This window comes from Winogradskyella ursingii (assembly GCF_013403975.1).
Lineage (GTDB): Bacteria > Bacteroidota > Bacteroidia > Flavobacteriales > Flavobacteriaceae > Winogradskyella > Winogradskyella ursingii.
In genome coordinates this window covers 78258-102620 of the sequence record NZ_JABFDH010000001.1, presented here as the reverse complement: position 1 = coordinate 102620, position 24363 = coordinate 78258, and the positions used below count along the sequence as shown (strand labels likewise).

The following is a 24363-nucleotide window of genomic DNA, read 5'->3' as shown; positions in this document are numbered from 1 at the left end:
GTCACTAAAAGTATTAACTATAATATTTTAGCTTAAACATTAAGAATCAGGGCGTTCTAAAACTGAAAAAAGTAGCTATAAAACTACTTTTTACAATTTATTTCTTTTTGTGACGATTAGCGCGTCTACGTTTCTTACGCTTATGCGTCGCTACCTTGTGTCTTTTTCTTTTTTTACCACTTGGCATAATAAATAATGCTTTTTAATTAATATTTTGTTTAAATGCGTCTAGTTTAGTTGACTTCAACATTCGTTTTTACGCCTTCTAAAAATACTTTTGCAGGCTTAAATGCTGGTATGTTGTGAGCTGGAATCTTAATTGTTGTATTCTTCGAAATATTACGACCTGTCTTTTCAGCTCTTGTTTTAATTATAAAACTTCCAAAACCTCTTAAATACACGTTATCTCCACTCTCTAATGAAGTTTTTACTTCTTCCATAAAGGTTTCAACTGTAGCTTGTACATCACCTTTCTCTATACCTAACTTGTCAGATATTTTAGCTACTAAATCAGCTTTTGTCATAGTTATTAATTTTAGGGTTACTATAAATTCTAAGGGATGCAAATATAGGCAATTTAAATTCAATATTTCAAGCGTAATTAATTAAAATTTAACGTGATAAACGTTTAATTTTGTCCATTATCCAAAATGATTACATGAAGATTACCCAAGAACTAATTATCTGGTACTCAAATAATAAGCGAGAACTTCCTTGGCGTAACACCATGAATCCTTATTATATCTATCTCTCAGAAATTATTTTACAGCAAACCCAAGTAAAACAAGGATTACCTTATTATAACGCTTTTGTGAAGAAATTCCCGACGGTTTTTGACTTGGCAAATGCAACTGAACATGATGTTTTAAAGCTTTGGCAAGGCCTTGGATATTACTCTAGAGCTAGAAATTTGCACACAACCGCAAAACACGTAGCTTCTGATCTTAATGGTGTTTTTCCTGACAACTATAAAGACCTAATAAAATTAAAAGGTGTGGGAGATTATACGGCTAGTGCCATCGCTTCCTTTGCTTTTAACAAGGTCGAAGCCGTTGTAGATGGCAACGTATATAGAGTATTATCACGTTATTTTGGGATTGATACACCTATAAACTCTTCCAAAGGCATTAAAGAATTTAAACATTTAGCTTCAACACTCATAGACCAAAGTAATCCTGGAGAATACAATCAGGCGATTATGGAATTTGGTGCGGTGCAATGCACTCCAAAAAATCCTAGGTGTTCGGTTTGTCCTTTGAATACGGGTTGCATGGCACTTCAAAAAAAGAAAGTAGATGTACTTCCTGTGAAGTTAAAAAAGACTAAAGTAACCACAAAATATTATAACTTTTTGGTCTGTATAGATTCTCAAAACAGAATCATGTTTGAAAAGCGTAACAAAAAAGGGATTTGGCAGAACCTCTATCAATTTCCTTTGGTTGAATCAGAAAAAAGTTTAAAATCAACTGAGTTTCATCAATTAGATTTAAATAATACACCTTTATCAGGCTTAGAGTTTGACTATTCATTATACAATGAGGTAGACGTGTTGCATAAATTATCGCACAGAAATCTCTATACTAAATTTTGGATTGTAGAAACTAAGCATTTACCTGAGACTGCAATACCTATAGATAGTCTTAAAAATTACCCAACACCTATTCTTATAAGTAATTTTATTGATGCGTTTAATTTTCCGGATTTATAAAATCACATTTTTTTACTACTTTTAAAGTAGTGATTGCAAAAAGAGTAACTTTGCGTAAAATTTATAGATTATGTCAGGAACATTGAATAAAGTTATGCTAATTGGTCATTTGGGAGATGAAGTGAAAATGCATTATTTTGACGATAAAAATTGTGTAGGACGCTTTCCTTTGGCAACCAACGAAACATATACCAACAAACAGACTAATGAGCGAGTTTCAAATACGGAATGGCATAATATCGTAGTTAGAAATAAAGGAGCAGAGATTTGCGAAAAATACCTTACCAAAGGTGATAAAGTATATATAGAAGGTCGCATTAAAACCAGAAAATGGACAGACGATAAAGGTATGGAGCGTTATTCTACTGAAATTCAGTGTACCGATTTTACATTTTTGACCAACAAAAATGAGCAACAAAATTCTCACCAACAAAAACCTAATAACGCTTCCGAAACAACATCCCAGAATCAACATCAATCCCAAAGTGGCGGTGCACCTAACGGAGATGATGATTTGCCATTTTAATTTTATTTAATCAATCTATACGTCTTGGACCCTGAACCCACGGTTTTAATTATTAATTTATTAGCTTCTAGCACTTCGCTAATTACTAGCATTATTATTTTAATTATTTTGTTAATGTGTTCTGCACTTATTTCTGGTGCCGAAGTAGCTGTTTTTTCGTTAACAAAATCTAATATTGAAGAAGGCTTAGACAACAAGTCTGGAGCTATGCAAATTATAGCAAAGCTTTTGGAGCGTCCTAAAAAACTATTAGCCACCATACTTATAGCCAATAACTTTATAAATATTGCTATAGTTCTATTATTTGCCTTTATTGGCGAAACTATATTTGAAAATATTTCCAGCACCATTCTTCGGTTTTTTTTAGAAGTAGTAATCGTAACTTTTTTAATATTACTTTTTGGTGAGATCATCCCTAAAATTTATGCCAGTAGAAATAGTGTTAAGTTTTCATCGTTTGTTGCAAGACCAATAAAGGTTTTAGATATTCTTTTTTCGCCACTAAGTTTACCAATGCGTTTTGTTACAATAAAACTTCAAAATACATTTGGGAAACAAAAATCTAATCTAAGTGTAGACCAGTTATCACAGGCTTTAGAGTTAACCAATTCACAAGACACTACAAAAGAGGAGCAAAAATTGCTACAGGGTATCGTATCTTTTGGCAATACAGACACCAAACAAGTAATGCGCCCGAGAATGGATCTATTTGCTCTAAAAGTAGGCACGCCGTTTGAAACGATTATTGCTGAAATTGTTGAGAACGGATATTCTAGAATCCCTGTTTATGAAGAAAGCATTGACACGGTAACAGGTGTACTTTACGCGAAAGACCTATTACCTCATCTCAATAAGAAATCTTTTGATTGGACTTCTATTTTAAGGGATCCATTCTTTGTTCCAGAGAATAAAAAACTCGATGATTTAATGGTAGAGTTCCAGACAAAGAAAGTTCATTTGGCTGTTGTTGTAGATGAATATGGAGGGACATCTGGCTTAGTGTCCTTAGAAGATATCATTGAAGAAATCGTTGGCGATATCAGTGATGAATACGATGACGAAGACTTGATATTTACCAAAATTGACAACAATAATTATAGCTTTGAAGGCAAAACCCCATTAAAGGACGTTTATAAAATTGTTGGTATTGAAGACGATACGGATTTTGAAACCAAAAAAGGCGAAGCTGAAACCTTAGCAGGTTTTATTTTGGAAATTTCAGGTGGATTTCCAAGAATTGGGAGTAAAATAAATTTCAAGAATTACGTTTTTACTATAGAGTCTTTGGAGCGCAAACGCATAAAGCAAATAAAACTCACACTTTTAGACAAAGTTTAATGAAGCGATTGGTATTACCACTTATAAGTTTACTATTTTTTGGTTGTGGTGATGATCCATTACCAAAACCAAAAGCCTATCTCAGATTAGAATACCCAAATGCTGTATATAAAAAAGTAAATACACCATTACCATTCTCATTTGAAAAAAATGAAATAGCTGAACCTATTTCTGAATTAAAAATCAAAGGAGATGCTATTGGTATGGATATCACATACCCTTCATTAAAAGGCACTATTTACTTATCCTATAAAAAGGTTGAAGACAATAATTTAGATAACCTTTTACGTGATTCACAAAACCTCACTCAAAAACATACTATTAAAGCTGACGAAATTTCCCAGAATGAATTTCTCAATCCAGAATTTAAAGTCTATGGAATGATTTATGAAATTGGTGGAGATGCAGCGTCACAATCCCAGTTCTACGTTACTGATAGTATCAACCATTTTTTAAGCGGCTCGCTTTATTTTTATGCAAAACCTAATTACGATAGTATTTATCCGGCTTCAGAATATCTAAAAAAAGATATAAAGCGTATTATGGAAACCGTCCGTTGGAAAAATTAATGGTTATAAATATATCAAGTAATAAAAAATGCCCATCGTGACGATGGGCATTTTTTTTATTTAGACTATAAGTTTATTTAGTCTTCTGTTTGGTATTCCCATTCACCTTCTACTTTGATAACACTGAAATCTTCAGTAGAACTTGCACCAAAAGTATTTGCGGTTACCACATACTTCTGACCTTCTTCTGCATTAGGATTAAGGTTATCTAAAACAATGTTCATTGCTCTTAACATCATTTCATCATTCCAAGATGTTCCACTTCCAGTTCTGTTAAAATTACCGAAGTTATTTAAGTTTCCTGCTGCTGCTTCAAATCCTTCTTCGTTTAGCAGAGTTGTAGCTACCAAATCATAATCAGACCCAGCTAAAGTGTATCTAATGGTGTTATCTGGCACCCATATTCCATTTTCTAGACCAAACTGTAATGACGATGTTTGCTCTACCCAACTACCATTGACAAATGTATAAAGGTTACCTCTAGTTACGGTACCAACGCTACCTCCTCTAAAAAATCTATATATAACAAAGATTTCATCTTCTTCTTGAGCAAAAGGATATTCTATACTTAAAAATTGTGGCAAATAATCTCCTGGTGCAACTGAATCACTGAAGTTATTAAAACGGCCTGGTTGACCAGATTCTTCACCCATAGAGTCATAATCATCGTTTGTAAGATAATATACTCCTTCAGTTTCATTCCAACTTCCTTCTGAGTATCTGTAGTATACCGATACATTTTCTGTCTCTCCTTCGAATCCTGTTGTTCTTATAGCAAATGATTCAACTCTCCATCTTGAAGAATCTGTGTCAGTAGAACTATATCTTAATGCCACATGAATTGTCTCACCATCAAACTGAGAAAAATCGAAATCTTCTGAAGTTGTCATATCCGGATAAATCGTCTTATCATAATCAAAGACGGTCCAAGTCGCTGTCATAGGGTCACTACCAGTTGTATAATCTGTAGAAATCTCAACACTGATTAAATCTGGATCTCCTAAAAAATCTATTTCTTGAGTTATTTGTAGAAAAAGACCACCATTGTTGGTTAAGTCAATTTCAGGTGAAATTAACAACTCTTCAGTTGCATTTGCACCTCCAGCAAATCCAGACCCTTCAGCAAAAGCTGATTGATTTCTCCAACCTAAATTATCATCTCCTCCTTCTAAACCATCATCTAAGATTTCAATAAGTTCAAAATCATTAAAATTTGCAGGGAATGCAGCTTCATAAACACTTGCCAAACCTACTTCTGGAGCTTCGGTGAATTGGTTATAAGACAATCTAACGACTTGTCCTTCTGAAGGCATTACAAATTGTTCTGCTAAAACATCATCTAATGTAGTTTCGATATCTTCACCCATTAAGAAGGCATTACTGTTAGCAGTTGGATAATCTTCCGCTCCCAGTGTATAAACCTCTGCATTTGCAAAAGCACTAACGTCTTCTGGGTTACCATCATAAAGATTAAAATTTACGGTTACAGAAGAACCATTTCCCCAGAATGGGTATCTGTCACTTAAAAACGCCGGTAACGTTGCCTTAGCGTCATCAAGATCTCTGAATGCTTCAAAGGTTTCGTAATAATCTGGTTCTGCATCATCCGGTTGATCAACTAGATCTGTATAGTCATCTGAAGTCAGTGTAAACTCATCTACACCAACAATCACTTCTTCTTCGATATCATTATTGATATCTTCTATAGGGTCACAACCTAAAAAGGTCAAACCTATAAATGCGGTTAAATAAATTATTTTTTTCATTTTTCTAATTTTTTTAAAATTTAATTGTTGCGCCTACACTGAATGTTCTTCCAAAACCGTAATAGACTAATGCTGTTTCTGCATTTGAATCTGTACCGTCTAAAGCATCTGCTATGTATTCAGTATCAAAAACATTATTCATTCTAGCAATTAAAGTCGCTTCGAAGCTTCCAAAAGGAAAAGTGTGTGAAAAGGCAGTGTCAAAAACTCCATAATCTGGCACTTTCCATGGATCTGGCGCACCTTCCGTACCTCTATCACTTGGATCAAAATCTGCATACAAACGAGCAAAGTAATTGTAATCTATAGTAAATCTGGTATTTTGACTGAATCTATAGTCTGTACCCAAAGCGAATGTAGTTTGCGCTGCATCACCCACAGGGATATCTTCAATAAATAAATCTACTGTATCAACAACTTCTTGTTCTTCATTAATAATATTAACATCAGTAACATTTTCTTCCCATCTCCAATCACCTAAAGACAACATTCCTCTAACATTTAACTTGTCTGTTGCTTTATATACGAAATCAACTTCCACACCTTGGTGAATTGCATTTACACCCAAAATGTTTGCAAATCCTGTTTCGTCTTCGTTTAACTGAAAAGATATGGTTTCCGTTCTGTCTCTCCATGCTGTTCTGTAAAGATTAACGTTCGCAGTGAACTTATCACTTCTAAATCCGTATCCAACTTCGTAACTAGCAATTTTTTGATTTTCTGCATTTTCATTAATTTCCTCATTGTTAAAGTTAGGAAAAACTGCATCAAAATCTGCCGCTTTTTCAAAGTAGCCTACATTTACGAAAACATTATGCATATTATCTATTCTATAGTTACCACCACCTTTGGCGCCAAAACCAAAAAAGTTAAAACGATCTGTTTCTTGTAATGGGTCACCATCCAAATAATTAAAGTAATCTTTTCTCTTGTAAGAAGTATTTGAAGCATTTACAGATACAAATGTGTTAAAATCTTCATTTATGTCATATTCTAATTGACCGAAGAACCCAAGCCAGCCCACTAAACCATCATTATAGTAAGCAACTTTATCTCCTTCTCTTGCTACGCCTGTTGAATTATTAACGTCATCTTCATTTATAATAAACTGACCTCCCAATAAATCTGTTACCTCTCTAAAGTGAATACCTGTATAATTTCTGTAATCCAATCCAGCTAATAGTACTAAATCTTCAGATAAATCAGATTTTAACGTAGATAAGACACCATACCAATTATGGTCATTTCTAGATGCTCTCAACGCTGCATTTGATCCGTTAGCGCCATTTGCAATATTTTCGTCAACTATTCTATCAAAATCTAACGGTCCAAAATTACCAATTCTGTATTCAGGATCAGTGAATTTAAATCTTCCGTCATTTTCAAACCCAGGTGCATCAGCGTCACTTCCCAGAGTTCCGCCACCTCCACCAGAACCAAACGATACGTAAGCAGCTGTTGATATATCCGTTTTATCATTTAATGTCCAATAATGGTTTAAAGATATTTGAGGTTTGTGGTAGAAGTTATCTTCAATAAATGTCACTTGACCATTTTTATAACCCCAATCTTGGTTGTATTTAATTCCGTCAGGACTTCTTTTGTAGACCTCAATAAGTTGTCTGTTTTGTCTTTGACCGTGACGCTGTTTTGCACCAAATGCAGTGAAAGATAATTTATGGAAATCATTGATTTCCTTTGAAACGTTGACAAAGTAATTTACAGCATTAAATTGAGTACCTCTCACATAGCCATCTCCATCAGTTTTTGAAGCAGAAACCGTAGCCGCAAAACCATTATCCATCAACCCAGTAGAGTAAGTCACACCAAATTTGGTATAGCCATCGTTACCTAAGGTAGTCATTACATTTCCACCTTCTTCAACATCTGTAGTTTTGGTTAAAATATTAATGGTACCACCGATAGATGGCACAGCAACTCTCGCTGCTCCAAGACCTCTTTGTACTTGCAACGTACTAGTTACATCACCTAGACCTGCCCAGTTACTCCAAAAAACACGTCCGTTTTCCATATCATTAACAGGTACACCGTTAATCATAACGGCAACATTTTCTGAATCGAAACCACGTAAGTTAATACGTCCGTCGCCAAATCCTCCACCAGATTTAGTTGCATACACTCCAGGTGTAGATTTTAATACTTCAGGGAATTCCTGTGTTCCAAGTTTCAATGCAATTTCTTCAGCTCTAACAGTAGAAACCGCTACTGGTGTTTTTCTATCTACAGCTACCGAAGCTACAATCATAATTTCCTCCAAGCCTACTTCACTAGACATCAAGGTGATTGTTCCTAAGTCTTGATTTCCGTTGAACGCAATGGTTTGAGCAACGTAACCAACGTAAGAAATTACAATTTCACCAGAAGATGAAGTTGTTGTCAGTTCAAATTCACCATCAAAATTGGTGGTTGTTCCATTTGATGTTCCTTTTTCTATGACATTGGCACCAGGAAGTGAAGCGTTCATGTCAGAACCAAAAACTTTTCCAGTGATTGTACTTTGCGAAAAAGAAAATGCAGTAAACAACATTACTGCAACAACTAATAAACATTTAGTAATTTTCTTCATTTTGTTTTAAAGATTATTATGAGTTTAATTTTTGGCAAAATTACGCATAATATGGTCATCTTTATTAACAAAACGTTAAGGTTTTTAACAGTTATTAACTATTGAAAATTCTTAACATAATTGAAATAAGAATTTATATATAAGTTGAAATTTAACTAGAAAGATGAATTATTCTTATAATAATCGATGAGGTTTTGGGTTGAAGTATCGTGTCCCTCTTTAGAAGATGAATCTTTTAACTCTTCTAATATTGTTTTAGCAAGTTGTTTCCCCAATTCAACGCCAAACTGGTCATAGCTGTAAATATTCCATATAACACCTTGCACAAATATTTTATGCTCATACATAGCTATAAGCTGACCTAAACTTGTTGGTGTAAGTTTTTTAATGAGAATGGACGTCGTTGGTTTATTACCTTCAAAGATTTTAAAAGGTAATAATTTTTTAATCTCAGATTCCGATAAAGATTGTCCGCTAAATTCTTCCAAAACTTCTGCTTCTGTTTTACCATTCATTAAAGCTTCCGTTTGGGCAAAATAATTAGACATTAACTTATTATGATGCTCTTTATTTCCATGAAGTGATTCTACAAAACCAATAAAATCTGCAGGTATCAGCTTTGTACCTTGGTGTATGAGTTGAAAAAAGGCGTGTTGCGAGTTAGTGCCAGGTTCTCCCCAAATCAATGTACCTGTCTCGTAGTTTACTTTATTTCCGTCCCTATCTGTACTTTTCCCATTACTCTCCATGATGCCCTGTTGCAAATACGTTGCAAACTGATTTAAATATTGAGTGTATGGAATAACAACTTCACTCTCTGATCTAAAAAAGTTACTGTACCAAACGGTCAATAATGCAGAAATTACCGGAATATTTTCTTTAAAATCTGCCTGTTTAAAATGCTCATCCATTTGATAAGCTCCTTCCAAAAGACGTTCAAAATTATCATATCCAACAGAAAGACTTATAGATAGACCCACGGCACTCCAAAGTGAAAAACGGCCACCGACCCATTCTTTCATTGGGAAAATGTTTTCCTCATCAATACCAAACTCCTTAACGCTTTTAATATTGGTTGAAACAGCCACAAAATGTTTTGAAACTGCTTCTTTAGGCTGAGACTCCAAAAACCAAGCTCTAATAGAATTGGCATTTGATAATGTTTCTTGTGTTGTAAATGTTTTAGAAACAATAACAAACAGAGTCGTTTCTGGATTTAGTTTTTTTACTACCTCGGCATAATGGTCGCCATCTACGTTACTCACAAAATGGGTATTGAGATGGTTGGTGTAGTACTGAAGTGATTCTACCACCATAGCTGGCCCAAGGTCTGAACCACCAATACCAATATTAACAATATCGGTTATGGACTTCCCTGTGAATCCTTTATGATCGCCTTTAACCACAGCATTGGTAAAGTTTTTAATCTTATTTTTTACTTCGTGAACCTCAGGTATAACGTTAACACCATCAACAAAAATCTCTTCATGTTTTGGTGCTCTAAGAGCGGTGTGCAATACAGCTCTACTTTCGGTAGCATTGATAATATCTCCTTGAAGGTATTTTGAAATCGCTTCTTTGAGATCCATTTCTTCGGCTAAACCAATAAGCAAATCAATAGTCTTATTTGTGATTCTGTTTTTAGAGAAGTCTACATAGAAATCCTTCCACTTAATAGTTAATTTTTCGGCTCGATCGGAATCGTTTTTAAATAAGTCTTTGAGGTGTTTAGCTTTTATTTCATCGAAATGAGATTGCAGTTTTTTCCAAGATTCCGTTTGGGTTGGATTGGTAGATTTTAATGCCATTTATTGTATTTCTGGTTTTAAATCTTCTGTTATTGTCGCTTCTCCTTCAATCGTATTGGACTCAAAGAAAAAGATATTATCCAATCGTTGCTTTATGGGCGCTATGTGTTCTAAAAATTTTACTTTTAAACTATCTGAAATAGGCTCAGCTTCTGGCAATTTCTCTCTTAACGGATCGACTTGTTTTCCGTTTTTCCAAAAACGATAGCACACATGAGGTCCACCACTATTACCGGTCATACCGACCCAACCAATAATATCACCTTGTTTTACATACTTGCCTCTTTTTACCTTTTGGGCTTTCATATGCAGGTATTGCGTACTATAAGTAGCATTATGCCTAATCTTAACATACTTTCCATTACCTCCGCGCCTTGTAGATTCAGTAACTGTACCATTTGCAGTTGCCATGATTGGTGTACCAATAGGTGCCGCAAAATCTGTTCCTTTATGTGGCCTTAATTTGTAACCGTAATAAGCTATTCGTCTCTTAAGATTATAGCGTGAGGACAAACGACCAAACTTTACAGGCATTTTTAAAAACGCACGTCTTAGATTTTTTGCCTCTTCATTAAAATAGTCCTTAATTCCTTTTAATGAATCGGTTACAAACTCAAAAGCATAAAGCGAGTCTCCTTTATGTTCAAAATAGGCGGCTTTAACATTGTGTACACCAGCATAAATGGTGTCGTCAATAAATTTATCTGTATATATAACCTTGAATCTATCTCCTTTTTGTAATCTTCTAAAATCAATGGTCCACGCGTAAATATCGTCTGCAAGTTTATTGGCCAAAACCTGACTTAGACCTTTTTCTTGTAAAGTCAAAGAAATGTTGTCTTCTATAATGCCTGTTGCTGTTTTTTCGACATAACTGATTGGTTTTTTGCTTTTGTAAGCTTGTATTGAGTCTTTAAAATTGATAACCAAATATTCTTCTACACTAGGTTGGTAGATAAAGGTTCTCGGTTTTGGCAAACTATCCGTTTCAGTAGATTTATCATACAATAGAGTATAGGGCTTGCCAGGCAATATTTTTCTTATATCATATGTGTCTTTTGTTTTTTCGGCTATTTGAAAAATTGTGGAATAGCCAATATTGTGAGCCGCTAATATTTCACCAAAACTATCACCACTTTTGATGGTATCACGCTTCACAATGTAATTATCTAGATCAAAACCAAATTCGAGAATTTTTTCTTCTTCAACAATTTCGGCAAGTTCTTTATCGTAATTAACTTCAGCTGAATTATCTTCTTTACAACTGTAAATCCCTATTAAAACTATGGTTAGTGCTACTAATCTCTTTAACTGCATTTAATAACTAAATTATATGTTTTGTCCCCAGTTTTCCAATTCATCTTCTGTCCAAAGATCAGGAAAGAAAATACGCTTTTGATATTTGGGGTGCATGTATTTTTTCCAATCACTACCTCCTGTAGCCTCACCATCACCTATACCACTTTCTATGTAATGTACGGCTGCATTGTAATGCGCCATTACCCAAGTTACATTAACCGTATAGTCGTAATGTCTCATGGCTTTTACCAAATCATCGTCTTTTTGATCTGCTTTTGGCAACTCCTTAAACCGCGTCCAAAGATTTTTAGTATTGTAGGTTTCCATAAACCTTAAAAAATCTTCTTTGTAACGTTTTTCAAAATTAATTAAAAGTGTGGATTTCTTACCAGTTTTGTGATCTTTTCCTGCGGCTTGCCAATACAAATGCTCAAAGGCATGTGTAAATGGTGTGTCGCGATTGATATCTTTTCTAAATCTATAATCAATAAGATTAATTAACTCAGTTGATGCAAATTCTATCAAACGATACTGCGCACTTTGAAATCCGCTGGCTGGTGTTAAGGTGTATCTAAATTTCATGTATTGCTCCACCTCCATGCCTTCACGCATAATGTTAAAGGATGTGGTCAACATATCAAAATAACGACTGATACGCATTATTTTACTTTCGAAATACTCAACATTTAGTTCTTCCTTTTCTGCAACTTGGGAAATTTCCCATAGAATCATTTTAAAGATAAGTTCATTGATTTGATGATAGGCAATAAATACCATTTCATCAGGAAGAGTTGTTCGCTGAATCTGAAGGCTGAGCAATGCATCGGTCTGTATATAATCCCAATATGTAATCGGCTTGCTGTAGAGCAAGCCGTATAAATGGTCATCTGTATCTTGCTCTATCGCTATGTACTTTTTTTGAAGTTCTTTAACGATATTATCAAATTTATGTAAGTCGTGCATATTATTTTAATCTACTACTATTTTAAAAGGGTGTTTGAGACCTGAGAATTTTACTAAATCCGCACGTAGGGAACCAACAGCCAAATCTGCTTTTATTTTCAAAGGTATCTTATTTTTGTCTGCACTGACCCAAAGCGTCAGACTTTCTTCCTCCTTAAACACGCGACCTGCCATAACGTAAGGTCTAAACCTTAGGGTATTAACTTTAACATCACTGCCATTAACATCTACATTAATAGTTTCCTTGCCTAAGTACTTGAGTTTGAAACCGTAGTTTTCTTCATCAAAAAACATGTTAGTTTTAATTTCGTCACCTTCTCGCAAAGTAGCAATATCAATATTGTTTCGTAAATAATAATACATCGAAACCATATCCTGAACATCTTGCTCAGTGGCAATAGTCTTTACTTCCTTATGCTTTTTATTATTAACAACCGCTTTTCTTTCTCGGTGCTTAAAATCTATTTCAATGTCTTTGGTGTGGCCACCTTCATCAATTTTTCGGATAAATTTATAAGGTGCTCCTGTTTCTTTATCAAAATAGCTTTCGTAGCGATCTCTTACCTTAAAAAAGGCATTAGCCAATCCTGTTGTTTTTCCTTTTCCTACAACGTGGTAAACTTTTTTACCGTTCAATTCTTTTTCATCTACTTTTAGCGTAGCCTCACCAGCCTTAAACCAGCCACTATAGCTCATCCTGAATTCAAACCATTCACCTTCTTGAAACGCTGGGTCCATCTGTGACTTTGAAGTGGACAATCCCACAAGCAGTAATATAATTGTAAATAAATGTTTCATAACTCTCAGTGTTGCAATTAAAATAACGCTCTTTCAACGTTATAATTATATGAATTACAATTACTATTCCAAATGTATTAAAAGGTTAAAATACAATCAAAATCCTTGGCTAATATTAACAATAATTTCGCTTAATGCTCACATTTTTAAACTTATGCGATGCATAAATAGAACGTGTTAAAATTTAATCCAACAAGTTTGACATGTTAGAATTAGAATTATTTGAGTTGGTTTTTTTAAGCGCGTTTAGCTACAGGGAGTTAAACGCGCATTTTTAATTTATAAAGTTCCCCTTTTAGCTTGTTCGCGTTCAATGGATTCAAACAGAGCTTTAAAATTTCCTGCACCGAAACCTCGAGCTCCCATACGTTGAATTATTTCAAAGAAAAGTGTAGGTCTATCTTCTACAGGTTTTGTGAATATTTGAAGCAAATAACCTTCTTCATCTGCATCAATCATAATACCTAATCCTTTTAAAGTTTCGATATCTTCTCTCAGCTCATGACTAAATTCTTCTAATCTTCCTGGCACAGCTGTATAGTATTCTTGTGGTGGTGTAGATAAGAATTCTACTCCTCTGGATTTTAACTGAGCTACGGTAGTCACAATATCATCAGTTGCCACTGCAATATGCTGAACACCTGATCCTTCGTAAAAATCGAGATATTCTTCAATTTGAGACCGTTTTTTGCCTTCAGCAGGTTCGTTAATCGGGAATTTTATTCTGCCATTGCCGTTACTCATTACCTTGCTCATCAATGCTGAATATTCAGTATGGATTTGTTTATCGTCGAACGACAAAAAATTCACAAATCCCATTACGTCTTCGTACCATTTTACCCAAGTGTTCATTTCTCCCCAACCTACATTGCCAACCATATGATCAATATACTTTAAGCCAACAGGTTCTGGATTGTAATCGCTTTTCCATTCTACAAACCCAGGCATAAATTTTCCGTTGTAGTTTTTACGTTCTACAAACATGTGCACAGTTTCACCGTAAGTGTAAATTCCTGCTCTTACGACTTCACCATGTTCATCGGTTTCAACCTTTGGTTCCATATAGGATTTTGCACCACGCTTGGTAGTTTCTTCATAAGATTTACGCGCGTCATCTACCCAAAGTGCCACAACCTTAACTCCGTCTCCATGTTTTACGATATGGTCGTTTATTTTGGATTTACTATTAAGTGGTGTGGTAAGCACTAAGCGAATTTTATCCTGTTTTAGCACATAACTCACCGAGTCCTTTGAGCCTGTTTCTAATCCTCTGTATGCAAAGGACTGAAAACCGAAGGCGGTTTTATAGAAATGTGCGGCTTGTTTGGCATTACCTACATAAAACTCTACGTAATCTGTTCCTAGAAGCGGAAGAAAGTCCTGCGCTCCTTCAAAAATTTTTTCTAGACCATAGTCTACTGATTTTATTTCTTTGCTCATATCTTTTATTGAATTAAGAAGTTAGAATAGAGAGAAAAGACGATTAAAGTTTATTCTGGAAACCCATGGTCATCTTTTAAAACTCAGCTATTTTACTTTCTAATGTTTTTAATTTATTAACTAAAATGTACTGTCTTTTATTTGCTATGATTAATTGTGTTTCAAGTTCAAATGATGAACCCAATGCTATATCAATAAAATGAGAGAATGACTTTTCTGTTCTAGAGGAACCTTAAGCTATATAACTTGGAATTGAAACAAACATCTTTTAATTTGTGAAACCATCCCAAACTTCTCTTCATTTAGAAACCGTTAGTAACGCTAAAATCGTCATCTACAATTTCAATTCCCAAATTCTAAATTTTGAGATTTTTATAGTTTTGTCCTTTTCTATTATTCAAATTCTCTTTTCTCTATTCTTGATTCTATTTTCGTTTTTACTCTAACCAAGACCTGTAATAATCACCACTGGCAATCTTCAAAGCCTCTTCGGTTACTTTTAATGGTTTAAATGTATCTACCATTACGGCCAACTCGTCTGTTTTCACTTTACCAATACTGCGTTCCATTGCTCCTGGATGTGGTCCGTGCGGAATGCCTGCTGGATGCAATGATATGTGCCCCTTTTCAATATCATTTCGGCTCATAAAATCACCATCGACATAATACAAAACTTCATCGCTATCAATGTTACTATGATTATATGGTGCAGGTACGCTTTTAGGATGATAATCGTACAATCGTGGTACAAAGCTACAAACTACAAATGCATCTGTTTCAAAGGTTTGGTGCACTGGTGGTGGTTGATGAATGCGCCCTGTAATCGGTTCAAAATCATGGATTGAAAATGCATACGGATAATTATATCCGTCGTAACCCACCACATCAAAAGGATGCGAGGCATAGACCATATCGAAAATATCATCCTGCTTTTTTATTTTGATTAGAAATTCTCCCGACTCATTATTGGTTTCCAATTCGTAAGGTTGTCTTAAATCACGCTCGCAGAATGGCGAATGTTCCAACAATTGCCCAAACCAATTACGATAGCGTTTTGGCGTGTAGATTGGTCTTCTACTTTCAACAATAAACAATCTATTGTCGTCAGTGTCAAAATCCATTTTATAAATGATACCTCTCGGCACAACGAGATAATCACCGTATTTAAAGTCGAGATTGCCTAAATGTGTTCTTAGTTTTCCTGTGCCCTTATGGACAAAAATCAATTCATCTGCATCGGTATTTTTATAAAAATAATCCTTGGTAGATTGTTTTGGCGCAGCCAGAATGATACTGCAATCGTTATTGGTAAGTATCGTTTTACGGCTGTCTAAATAGTCGTTTTCTGGCTTAACCTGAAAGCCTTTAAATCGATAAGATTGCATATTGTTTTCTTTAGCAATCTTTGGCGCTACGCTGTATTGTTTTTTAATTTCCTTAACCTGAGTTGGTCGCTGTTCGTGGTAACTGTTGGTACTCATACCGTCAAAACCTATGGTGCCGAACAACTGTTCGTAATAAAAGCTACCGTCCGGTTTTTTGAATTGCGTGTGCCGCTTATGCGGAATTTTCCCTAATTTATGATAGAATGGCATTCTTTAATGTGTTTAAAAGGTTATTTGTCTATACGACTAAAGGTATAAAGCAAACTGTTCTTAAAGATACGAAATTTGATGAGATACTGAATCATACTTCGACTGCGCACAGTACAAGAGTTCAGCATGACATACATGTTATTCTGGATTCCTAATGATAAGGAAATGCAAGTGAAGTTTAATATTTGGCCAGAATGGTTTCATGTTAACACAAAGATGAAAATTATTTTTGAAATATTAAAACCTTGACGCTTTTCACACGTAATTTACAACCTAATTAATCAAGTATTAGAGATAGAGAAATTATTTAGGTAATCATGTGACATCAAAACAAAGGTCAAAATTTTGCACTTTGTCAAAACCAAAAGCCTAAATTAAAAAACCAATAACTATTACCTGTTTCCGGCGAATAAGTATACTTAGCTTCGAGTGGGCCCAAAAATGTTTCTAAAGAATATCCCAAAGCATAACCGCTAAAATTCGGGGACGAAAAAAACTGACCGGTTTCAAAAAGACCATCGTCAATATTAGCATAATTGGCCGCAAGTAAAATATGATGATTGTTGAATAACTCATAATCTAGGGTAAAGGTTGCTTTTACGAAGCTATCTCCTGAGAGTTCTAAATAATCATAACCATAAAACGAATAAAAGTTATTGATAAAATTGGCACCATAGCCTCCTATACCAAAACCCAATGTGTTGGTAGATTTGTCACCAATTTTAAAGCCACCGCTCGTTTCTGATTTTAGAGTTAGCTTGTCGCTTAATCCAAAAGCATATCCAATATCTGCCTTGGCTATAGAAAATTCATCAAAGTCTTCATTAAAGCTTGATGCGTTTAAGTATAAATGAAACGTACCGTTAAAATAAAATCCACTTTTAGGAAAGTACGCATCACTGTAATCATCAAACTTTAAGTTACCGAATATGCTAAAGTAGTCCGTATTTTCAAAGGTGACTTCTCCTTCCTGATCTTCGTCAAACAAGGTCTCGGAGATGATTTTTAATCTTTTGTGTTCTGCTCCCGCACGTAACGCAAAATCTTGTCTAAATATAGTCTGAAGGTAAATCTGGTTTGTGAAATCCGAAACCTGAGCATCTATTTTATTGATATCTTCCAGAAGTGGCGATCCAGACTCCAAGGCCAATAGTGGATTCACATTTTTGTTGAATTGGTTAAAACGTGATTTCCACCCAATACTAATGTAATAACCTTTATCTATAAAATAATTAAAATTATATCTTGAATTGTCTCCTAAAATAATATCCAATGAAGCGACATCGTTGTCAAACAATAAGCGTTTCTTCGTGAGGTTAGCCAGTAATGCACTCTTGTATAAATCATCGTAGTGAAGTCCCAATTTTAAAAAAGTTGTCGTTTCAGATTCTTTAACAGCCCCTTTTAGATTAAAACCAGAACCATCCTCAGTCGGCTCTAAACGATAACGAAATGTGTCAAAATTATTTGTAGCTATAAGGTTATTTATACCTCTTCTAAAACCCTCGTAGCTAATTTTTCTGTTACTCTTAAACTTCAGTTTTCCTATGATATAAGATCTGGTGTAACGCTCATTCCCCTCTATATCTACAGAATTAATTCTTAAGCTATCTAAAATATTTAGGTCTTCTCGCTCATAATTATGGGTTTGCTTGTTTTTTATATTTAATAATGCGTTGAGATTTTTTCTGGCGGCAGCTTCTCCATTGGCAATAATATCCTCACCTTCACTAAAAGAGACAACTGAAAATTCTTCGATATCTGGTTTAATGTAAACATCTGTTAAAGCAGCCTTGTTTTTCATTGCATTAATAGTTCTAAAATTATTGATCTGCAATAAAATTTCCGGTGCCGACTTCAATGCTTCTCTATCCTTTAGAGCATCCTGGACATCCACACCAATTATAATATCCATTCCTTTTGCTCTAAGTTCTTCAACAGGAAAATTGTTGGTAACACCTCCATCTATTAAAATCTTATCGCCAATTATAACAGGTTGAAACAAAGAAGGTAATGCTCCGCTTGCGGCAACTGCAAGTGGCAAACTACCATGGTCCATAATTATCGATTCTCCGGTTTCTATATTTGTAGACACACAAAAAAATGGTATTGGTAATTGGTCAAAATCACTGATGTCGTTTACAGGAAGCATCAATTGATACAATAGATTATAAACGTTCTGACCTCTTGATAATGCGGAAGGTAGATTGATTTCAAAATTATCAAACGGTAAGCTTACTGCATATTTTTCTGTATTCTCTCGTTCATAAAACGGTTTTGAGGCTCTTGGAAATCTGTCATTAATTAAGGCATCAAAATCTTGGCTGTTGAACATTTCTTCCAATTGTTTGCCTGAATATCCTGTGGCATACAACGATCCTATTATTGCTCCCATACTTGTGCCAGATATATAATCTATTTTTATACCAAGACTATCTATGACCTTTAACGCACCTATATGAGCAAAACCTTTGGCTCCTCCACCACTGAGAACTAAACCAATTTTAGGATCTTGATTGTCTTGAGCGTATAGATTTATGCTACTCATGCTAAAACAAATCAACAACACTAAAATGAGATACTGAATCCCTTTTTTTGAATGATATGTGAATGTTATTTTCAACCTATTCTTCGTGATAATAATTATATATTTTATTTGCTCTCGAAATTCCAACTACCGCTTCAAGTTCGTCTAATTTTGCATTGGCAATACGCTTGGTGCTCTTAAATGCCTTCATTAAATCGATTATGGTTTGTTCACCAACACCCTTTATATTTTCCAACTCCGTTTTAAGTGCCCCTTTGCTTCGTCGATTTCTATGATGTTCTATACCAAAACGATGGGCTTCGTTTCTTAATTGTTGAATGATTTTTAACGTTTCGCTTTTTTTATCTAAATATAGTGGAATTGGATCATCTGGATAGAATAATTCCTCTAAACGTTTTGCAATACCAATAATTGCGATTTTTCCGCGCAGACCTAAAATATCCAAACTTTTTAAGGCAGACGACAACTGGCCTTTACCTCCATCGATAATTATTAGTTGTGGCAATGGTTCATCCTCTTCCAGCAATCTTTTATAACGTCTGTAAACCACTTCTTCCATCGAGGCAAAATCGTCTGGACCTTCAACCGTTTTTATATTAAAATGTCGGTAATCTTTTTTGCTTGGTTTCCCATTTTTAAATACTACACACGCAGCAACAGGATTGGTGCCTTGTATGTTACTGTTGTCAAAACATTCTATATGTCGAGGTTCTTCCGAGAGACGCAAATCGGCTTTCATTTGTGCCATTATGCGCTTTGTGTGTCTATCTGGATCTACAATCTTTATCTGTTTTATTTTGTCCATTCGGTAATATTTGGCATTACGCTCAGACAGATCTAATATCTTTTTCTTATCACCAAGTTTGGGAACAGTCACTTTTATTTCTTCACCCAAATCTACCTTGAAAGGCACGTAAATTTCCTTAGAATTTGAATTGAAACGTTGCCTAATTTCCGTTATTGCCAGTTCCAGTAGTTCTTCGTCGGATTCTTGGAGTTTTTTCTTTAATTCTAAAGTGTGCGAGCGGATAATAGAACCATAGCTTAACTGTAAAAAATTGACATAAGCATAGGTTTCATCACTCACAATCGAAAATACATCTACGTTGCTTATTTTAGGATTAACTACGGTTGATTTGGATTGGTAATTTTCAAGAATTTCTAGCTTATCCTTTATTCTTTGAGCATCTTCAAACTGCATGTTTTCTGCATAACTCTTCATCTGCATTTTAAATTGCTGTAACGAGTCCTTAAAATTTCCTTTTAAAATTTCCCTAATTGCTGCAATGTTGGAATGATACTCCTCCTCAGATTCCAAACCCTCACAAGGACCCTTGCAATTACCCAAATGGTATTCGAGACAGACTTTGTATTTGCCAGCTTCGATTTTTTCCTCTGCCAAATCGTAATTACAAGTTCTTAATTGGTATAATCCTTTAATTAATCCCAACAGTGTTTTAACCGTTTTCATTCGGGTATACGGCCCAAAATACTCTGAGCCATCCTTAATGACGCGACGTGTGGGGAATATTCTTGGAAAACGCTCATTTTTAATACAAATCCATGGATAGGATTTGTCATCCTTTAACAGTACATTGTATTTTGGCTGGTATTTTTTAATAAGATTGTTCTCAAGAAGCAGAGCGTCATTTTCTGTTTCGACCACAATATGCTTTATACTGGCAATATTTTTTACCAATACCCGAGTTTTCCCATAATCATGGTGTTTTGTAAAATAACTACTGACGCGTTTTTTTATATCTTTGGCCTTGCCTACGTAGATTAAACGCTCGTTGGTATCAAAATATTGATACACACCAGGTTGGTGAGGTAGCGTCTTAATTTGTATTTCTAAGGTAGTTTCTGGCATTTAACCAAAGGTAGTAAATCCTTGTATTTTCAACTGACTTTATTGTTACCTTTCGGCCTTTTTATTAAAAATAATTTATGACAAAAAAAATACTGGGTCGCGTAGATAAAATCGACTTCCCAAGACTTAATTTATTCGAGATTGATGTAAAGATTGACACAGGTGCATACACCTCAGCTATTCATTGTTCTAAAATTTCAGAAGAAGATGGAAAACTGCGCTGTACATTTGAAAGTAAAGGACATCCAAACTTTAAAAGTGAGGATATAATTTTTGAAAACTACACCTATACCGATGTAAAAAGCAGCAACGGCCACAAGGAAAATCGATACAAAATTAAAACCGATGTTATATTCTTTGGCAAAACCTATAAAATCAACTTAACTTTAAGCACAAGGGATGATATGCGATTTCCTGTGCTGATAGGCCGTCAATTTCTTAGTAAAAAATTTATTGTTGACGTTGATGTTGAAAATCAATCCCATAAAACCAAAAACATACTATGAATATAGTTATATTATCTAGGAATCCACATTTATATTCCACCCAACGCCTCGTTGAAGAAGCTAAAATTCGTAATCACGACGTAGAAATTATAGATCCGCTCAAATGCGAAATTATAATTGAAAAAGAAAAACCAACCATCTATTATAGGGATCGTTACTTGGATTATGTTGATGCTGTTATCCCGAGAATTGGTGCCTCGGTTACGTTTTACGGCTGTGCCGTTGTACGTCAATTTGAGGAGATGGGTGTTTTTACAATTGCACCTTCTGACGCTATCATCCGTTCTCGCGACAAACTGCGAAGTCTTCAGCGTTTGTGTAAAGCTGGAATTGGAATGCCGAAAACTGTTTTTACCAATTACTCCAGAGATGTGGAAGAAGTTATAAAATCGGTAGGTGGTACACCCGTTATTATTAAATTGTTGGAAGGCACACAAGGTCTTGGTGTGGTTCTGGCCGAAACAAAAAACGCAGCCGAATCCGTTTTAGAAGCGTTTAATGGCCTACAAGCAAGAGTCATTGTGCAAGAGTATATTAAAGAAGCAAAAGGAGCTGATTTACGTGCTTTAGTTGTGGATGGGCAAGTTGTTGGTGCGATGAAGCGCCAAGGAAAAGATGGAGAATTTAGATCGAACTTACATAGAGGTGGATCTGCCAATATCATTAAACTCGATGCTGATGAACTAAAATTGGCAATGAAGGCTTCACGAGCTTTAAAATTACCAGTATGCGGTGTGGATATGTTGCAATCTGCTCGCGGTCCTTTATTACTCGAAGTCAATTCTACACCTGGCTTGGAAGGTATCGAAAACGCTACAGGTAAAAATATTGCACGAGCTATTATTACCTTTATTGAGCGAAACAGAATGTAAATATGAGTGATAAAAAGATCTTAGAAATTTTGGGCGAATCCGTTCCTCTTGGAAAGAGTGCCATCGTAAATTTTGAAGTGGCAAAATTGCATACCCAAAACTCTATTCAAGTACCAATAATTATAGAACGCTCTAAAAAACCTGGTCCAACGGTACTTATAACAGCTGGGATCCATGGTGATGAAGTCAATGGTGTGGAAATTGTGAGGCAGATTATTGCCAAAGGCATCAACAAGCCAAAAAAAGGTACCATTATTTGTCTTCCGGTCATTAATGTTTTTGGGTTTATACACATGGATCGTGAATTTCCTGATGGCCGAGATCTTAATCGTGTTTTCCCTGGTATACAAGGAGGCTCTTTGGCAAGTAGAGTGGCCTTTAAATTGGTGACCGAAGTATTGCCACATGCTGATTTGGTATTGGATTTCCATACTGGTGGCTCTGGGCGATTTAATGCCGCGCAAGTTAGGATTGTAGAAAATGACCCTAAATTGAAAGAACTAGCCGAAATATTTGGAGCTCCCTTTATATATTATTCAAAAAATCTGAATAAGTCTTTTAGAAATACATGTTACAAACTAAATATTCCCATTCTTTTATTTGAAGGCGGTAAGTCCTTTCACATAGATTCTAATATTACCAATACTGGAGTTAACGGAGCCAAAAGAATACTTAACCATTTACAAATGTTAGGCTCTAAATTTAAAGTATCACAACCAAAAAAATCTTGTATTTATGTCTCTGAAAGTAAATGGATTCGTGCTAAGTTTTCTGGCATGTTCAAATCTACGGTTTCTATAAATTCTGAAGTTAAGAAAGGTGCCATTTTAGGCCATATTACAGATCCTTATGGAAGTTTCAATCATTTTGTTAAAGCTCCGAACGACGGATATATCTTTAACGTGAATGAATCACCAATTATATATCAAGGTGACGCAATTTTTCATATTTCTACAAACGTTGAAACTGATGCAGAAAGCTGAATTACGTAAAAAATACAAAGAACTAAGGCGCGATTTAACGTACCAACAAATTGAAGATCACAGCTTGTCCATTGCCAACCAACTTTTAAAATTGGAGATTTGGGATAAATCCTTTTATCATATTTTTTTAACAATTGAAGAACACAAAGAGATAAACACGGATTATATTTTGAATATTCTCTCTGGAAAGGACAAAAACATTATCATATCAAAAAGCAATTTCGTTGATTGCACCATGTCTCATTATTTGTTGACGGATAACACAAAAATAAAGAAGAATAAATATAATATTCCCGAACCTATTGATGGGATAGAATTTCAACCTGCCCAAATCAATGTGGTTTTTGTACCGCTTTTAGCCTTTGATAAAAAAGGTCACAGAATCGGGTATGGCAAAGGATTTTACGATCGTTTTTTAGCCAATTGTAAGCCAGGAACATTAAAAATTGGATTATCTTTTTTTGAAGTTGACCAACACCAATTTGAAGTTTCAGAAAATGATATTATGCTAGATTATTGTGTGACTCCAAATCAAGTGTATCAGTTTTAGTCGACTCATTAAAAGCTCGTTTGTTAAACACGATTAAAATCCCAATACCTGTACTAATGGCAACATCTGCAACATTAAAAACAGGATTGAAAAAAGAGAAGTATTTACCACCAATTATTGGCAACCACTCTGGTAATATGCCATCCCAAATAGGAAAATGCAACATGTCCACTACCTTACCATAAAACACGCCTGCATAACCACCATCTTCTGGTAAAAAGGTAGCGACCTGATGGTAACTATCACTAAATAATATACCGTAAAAAACTGAATCCAGAATATTTCCCAAAGCACCGGCAAATATGATAGTGATAGCAAATATTAAAATGTTAGACTTTTGCTTTTTGGTCACATCGTACAACCAATAGGCAATACCAGAAACTGCAACTATCCTAAATAACGTTAGAATAAGTTTGGCTGACTTATCTGAAATGAACGAAAACACGTCACTCAATTTAGTGCCCCAAGCCATGCCATCATTTTCGACAAAGGCAATTTTAAAACATGAAAATACAGAGATATCTTCATTGAGCATAAAAGTGGTTTTAATGTAAATTTTGCTGAGCTGGTCAATGAGCAAAATGATGACAATTAAAATAATGGCTTTCTTAAGCGACATAAATAGGTGTTTGGGCAA

General features: G+C 34.9%; 21 protein-coding genes. 8 read left to right on the top strand and 13 right to left on the bottom strand.

All coding sequences use genetic code 11. The annotated features are described in order from the left end of the window. Window positions 1–233: 233 nt before the first annotated feature. Window positions 234–524, bottom strand: a complete 291-nt coding sequence (locus tag HM983_RS00440) for an HU family DNA-binding protein (protein ID WP_110474016.1) — start codon at window positions 522–524, stop codon at window positions 234–236. Between the two features lie 134 nt (window positions 525–658). Here HM983_RS00440 and mutY point away from each other — a divergent pair, with 134 nt between their 5' ends. From mutY to gldD, 4 genes are all read left to right on the top strand, one after another. Further along, window positions 659–1708: an A/G-specific adenine glycosylase gene (gene mutY, locus HM983_RS00435; protein WP_179343266.1), complete on the top strand. Its 1050-nt coding sequence runs from the start codon at window positions 659–661 to the stop codon at window positions 1706–1708. 70 nt (window positions 1709–1778) lie between these two features. Then, window positions 1779–2234, top strand: a complete 456-nt coding sequence (locus HM983_RS00430; RefSeq protein ID WP_179343265.1) for a single-stranded DNA-binding protein — start codon at window positions 1779–1781, stop codon at window positions 2232–2234. A 24-nt stretch (window positions 2235–2258) separates the two neighbouring features. Continuing rightward, window positions 2259–3572, top strand: coding sequence for a gliding motility-associated protein GldE (locus tag HM983_RS00425; protein WP_179343264.1), 1314 nt, complete (start codon window positions 2259–2261; stop codon window positions 3570–3572). Next, window positions 3572–4141 (top strand): gliding motility lipoprotein GldD, encoded by a 570-nt coding sequence (gene gldD / locus HM983_RS00420; protein WP_179343263.1) that lies wholly within the window; start codon window positions 3572–3574, stop codon window positions 4139–4141. The genes HM983_RS00425 and gldD overlap by 1 nt, the downstream gene beginning before the upstream one ends. Window positions 4142–4218: 77 nt before the next feature. Here the strand turns inward: gldD and HM983_RS00415 are convergent, their stop codons facing one another. The 11 genes from HM983_RS00415 to uvrC all read right to left on the bottom strand — a co-directional run bounded on the left by HM983_RS00415 (window position 4219) and on the right by uvrC (window position 20815). Further along, window positions 4219–5907 carry a choice-of-anchor J domain-containing protein gene (locus HM983_RS00415; protein WP_179343262.1) on the bottom strand — a complete coding sequence of 563 codons (1689 nt, stop codon included), beginning with the start codon at window positions 5905–5907 and terminating at the stop codon, window positions 4219–4221. Window positions 5908–5920: 13 nt separating this feature from the next. Continuing rightward, window positions 5921–8494 carry a TonB-dependent receptor gene (locus tag HM983_RS00410; RefSeq protein ID WP_179343261.1) on the bottom strand — a complete coding sequence of 858 codons (2574 nt, stop codon included), beginning with the start codon at window positions 8492–8494 and terminating at the stop codon, window positions 5921–5923. A gap of 155 nt (window positions 8495–8649) precedes the next feature. Beyond that, window positions 8650–10302, bottom strand: coding sequence for a glucose-6-phosphate isomerase (gene pgi, locus HM983_RS00405; protein ID WP_179343260.1), 1653 nt, complete (start codon window positions 10300–10302; stop codon window positions 8650–8652). After that, window positions 10303–11619 carry a M23 family metallopeptidase gene (locus HM983_RS00400; protein ID WP_179343259.1) on the bottom strand — a complete coding sequence of 439 codons (1317 nt, stop codon included), beginning with the start codon at window positions 11617–11619 and terminating at the stop codon, window positions 10303–10305. Window positions 11620–11631: 12 nt separating this feature from the next. Then, window positions 11632–12564, bottom strand: coding sequence for a tryptophan 2,3-dioxygenase family protein (locus tag HM983_RS00395; RefSeq protein WP_179343258.1), 933 nt, complete (start codon window positions 12562–12564; stop codon window positions 11632–11634). Between the two features lie 6 nt (window positions 12565–12570). After that, window positions 12571–13362: a DUF3108 domain-containing protein gene (locus HM983_RS00390; protein WP_179343257.1), complete on the bottom strand. Its 792-nt coding sequence runs from the start codon at window positions 13360–13362 to the stop codon at window positions 12571–12573. A gap of 279 nt (window positions 13363–13641) precedes the next feature. After that, a complete protein-coding gene (gene hppD / locus HM983_RS00385) occupies window positions 13642–14802 on the bottom strand; it encodes a 4-hydroxyphenylpyruvate dioxygenase (protein WP_179343256.1) in 1161 nt (386 codons plus the stop codon). A 76-nt stretch (window positions 14803–14878) separates the two neighbouring features. Continuing rightward, window positions 14879–14986, bottom strand: a complete 108-nt coding sequence (locus tag HM983_RS15810; protein ID WP_246277433.1) for a four helix bundle protein — start codon at window positions 14984–14986, stop codon at window positions 14879–14881. A 253-nt stretch (window positions 14987–15239) separates the two neighbouring features. Beyond that, window positions 15240–16397: a homogentisate 1,2-dioxygenase gene (locus HM983_RS00375; protein WP_179343255.1), complete on the bottom strand. Its 1158-nt coding sequence runs from the start codon at window positions 16395–16397 to the stop codon at window positions 15240–15242. A 355-nt stretch (window positions 16398–16752) separates the two neighbouring features. Further along, entirely contained in the window at window positions 16753–18945 is a 2193-nt protein-coding gene (locus tag HM983_RS00370) for a patatin-like phospholipase family protein (protein WP_179343254.1), read from the bottom strand. 76 nt (window positions 18946–19021) lie between these two features. Beyond that, complete coding sequence (gene uvrC, locus HM983_RS00365; protein WP_179343253.1) at window positions 19022–20815, bottom strand: excinuclease ABC subunit UvrC; 1794 nt, start codon at window positions 20813–20815, stop codon at window positions 19022–19024. A 77-nt stretch (window positions 20816–20892) separates the two neighbouring features. On the opposite strand from uvrC, the gene HM983_RS00360 reads away from it, so the two are divergent. The 4 genes from HM983_RS00360 to HM983_RS00345 are packed head-to-tail and all read left to right on the top strand — an operon-like array spanning window position 20893 to window position 23726. Next, window positions 20893–21321 (top strand): ATP-dependent zinc protease family protein, encoded by a 429-nt coding sequence (locus HM983_RS00360; protein WP_179343252.1) that lies wholly within the window; start codon window positions 20893–20895, stop codon window positions 21319–21321. Then, window positions 21318–22193, top strand: a complete 876-nt coding sequence (gene rimK / locus HM983_RS00355; RefSeq protein WP_179343251.1) for a 30S ribosomal protein S6--L-glutamate ligase — start codon at window positions 21318–21320, stop codon at window positions 22191–22193. The genes HM983_RS00360 and rimK overlap by 4 nt, the downstream gene beginning before the upstream one ends. Window positions 22194–22195: 2 nt before the next feature. Then, window positions 22196–23176: a succinylglutamate desuccinylase/aspartoacylase family protein gene (locus tag HM983_RS00350; protein WP_179343250.1), complete on the top strand. Its 981-nt coding sequence runs from the start codon at window positions 22196–22198 to the stop codon at window positions 23174–23176. Next, on the top strand, window positions 23163–23726 hold the full coding sequence (locus tag HM983_RS00345) for a 5-formyltetrahydrofolate cyclo-ligase (RefSeq protein WP_179343249.1): 564 nt from the start codon (window positions 23163–23165) through the stop codon (window positions 23724–23726). The genes HM983_RS00350 and HM983_RS00345 overlap by 14 nt, the downstream gene beginning before the upstream one ends. Here the strand turns inward: HM983_RS00345 and HM983_RS00340 are convergent. Next, complete coding sequence (locus HM983_RS00340) at window positions 23680–24345, bottom strand: lipoprotein signal peptidase (protein ID WP_179343248.1); 666 nt, start codon at window positions 24343–24345, stop codon at window positions 23680–23682. The genes HM983_RS00345 and HM983_RS00340 overlap by 47 nt on opposite strands. Window positions 24346–24363 lie beyond the last annotated feature (18 nt).

What these genes read in the sequence shown, in the direction of transcription:
- HM983_RS00440 (WP_110474016.1), bottom strand. Translation starts at nt 524, where the DNA reads ATGACAAAAGCTGATTTAGTAGCTAAAATATCTGACAAGTTAGGTATA.
- mutY (WP_179343266.1), top strand. Translation starts at nt 659, where the DNA reads ATGAAGATTACCCAAGAACTAATTATCTGGTACTCAAATAATAAGCGA.
- HM983_RS00430 (WP_179343265.1), top strand. Translation starts at nt 1,779, where the DNA reads ATGTCAGGAACATTGAATAAAGTTATGCTAATTGGTCATTTGGGAGAT.
- gldD (WP_179343263.1), top strand. Translation starts at nt 3,572, where the DNA reads ATGAAGCGATTGGTATTACCACTTATAAGTTTACTATTTTTTGGTTGT.
- HM983_RS00415 (WP_179343262.1), bottom strand. Translation starts at nt 5,907, where the DNA reads ATGAAAAAAATAATTTATTTAACCGCATTTATAGGTTTGACCTTTTTA.
- HM983_RS00410 (WP_179343261.1), bottom strand. Translation starts at nt 8,494, where the DNA reads ATGAAGAAAATTACTAAATGTTTATTAGTTGTTGCAGTAATGTTGTTT.
- pgi (WP_179343260.1), bottom strand. Translation starts at nt 10,302, where the DNA reads ATGGCATTAAAATCTACCAATCCAACCCAAACGGAATCTTGGAAAAAA.
- HM983_RS00400 (WP_179343259.1), bottom strand. Translation starts at nt 11,619, where the DNA reads ATGCAGTTAAAGAGATTAGTAGCACTAACCATAGTTTTAATAGGGATT.
- HM983_RS00395 (WP_179343258.1), bottom strand. Translation starts at nt 12,564, where the DNA reads ATGCACGACTTACATAAATTTGATAATATCGTTAAAGAACTTCAAAAA.
- HM983_RS00390 (WP_179343257.1), bottom strand. Translation starts at nt 13,362, where the DNA reads ATGAAACATTTATTTACAATTATATTACTGCTTGTGGGATTGTCCACT.
- hppD (WP_179343256.1), bottom strand. Translation starts at nt 14,802, where the DNA reads ATGAGCAAAGAAATAAAATCAGTAGACTATGGTCTAGAAAAAATTTTT.
- HM983_RS00375 (WP_179343255.1), bottom strand. Translation starts at nt 16,397, where the DNA reads ATGCCATTCTATCATAAATTAGGGAAAATTCCGCATAAGCGGCACACG.
- HM983_RS00370 (WP_179343254.1), bottom strand. Translation starts at nt 18,945, where the DNA reads ATGAGTAGCATAAATCTATACGCTCAAGACAATCAAGATCCTAAAATT.
- uvrC (WP_179343253.1), bottom strand. Translation starts at nt 20,815, where the DNA reads ATGCCAGAAACTACCTTAGAAATACAAATTAAGACGCTACCTCACCAA.
- HM983_RS00360 (WP_179343252.1), top strand. Translation starts at nt 20,893, where the DNA reads ATGACAAAAAAAATACTGGGTCGCGTAGATAAAATCGACTTCCCAAGA.
- rimK (WP_179343251.1), top strand. Translation starts at nt 21,318, where the DNA reads ATGAATATAGTTATATTATCTAGGAATCCACATTTATATTCCACCCAA.
- HM983_RS00350 (WP_179343250.1), top strand. Translation starts at nt 22,196, where the DNA reads ATGAGTGATAAAAAGATCTTAGAAATTTTGGGCGAATCCGTTCCTCTT.
- HM983_RS00345 (WP_179343249.1), top strand. Translation starts at nt 23,163, where the DNA reads ATGCAGAAAGCTGAATTACGTAAAAAATACAAAGAACTAAGGCGCGAT.
- HM983_RS00340 (WP_179343248.1), bottom strand. Translation starts at nt 24,345, where the DNA reads ATGTCGCTTAAGAAAGCCATTATTTTAATTGTCATCATTTTGCTCATT.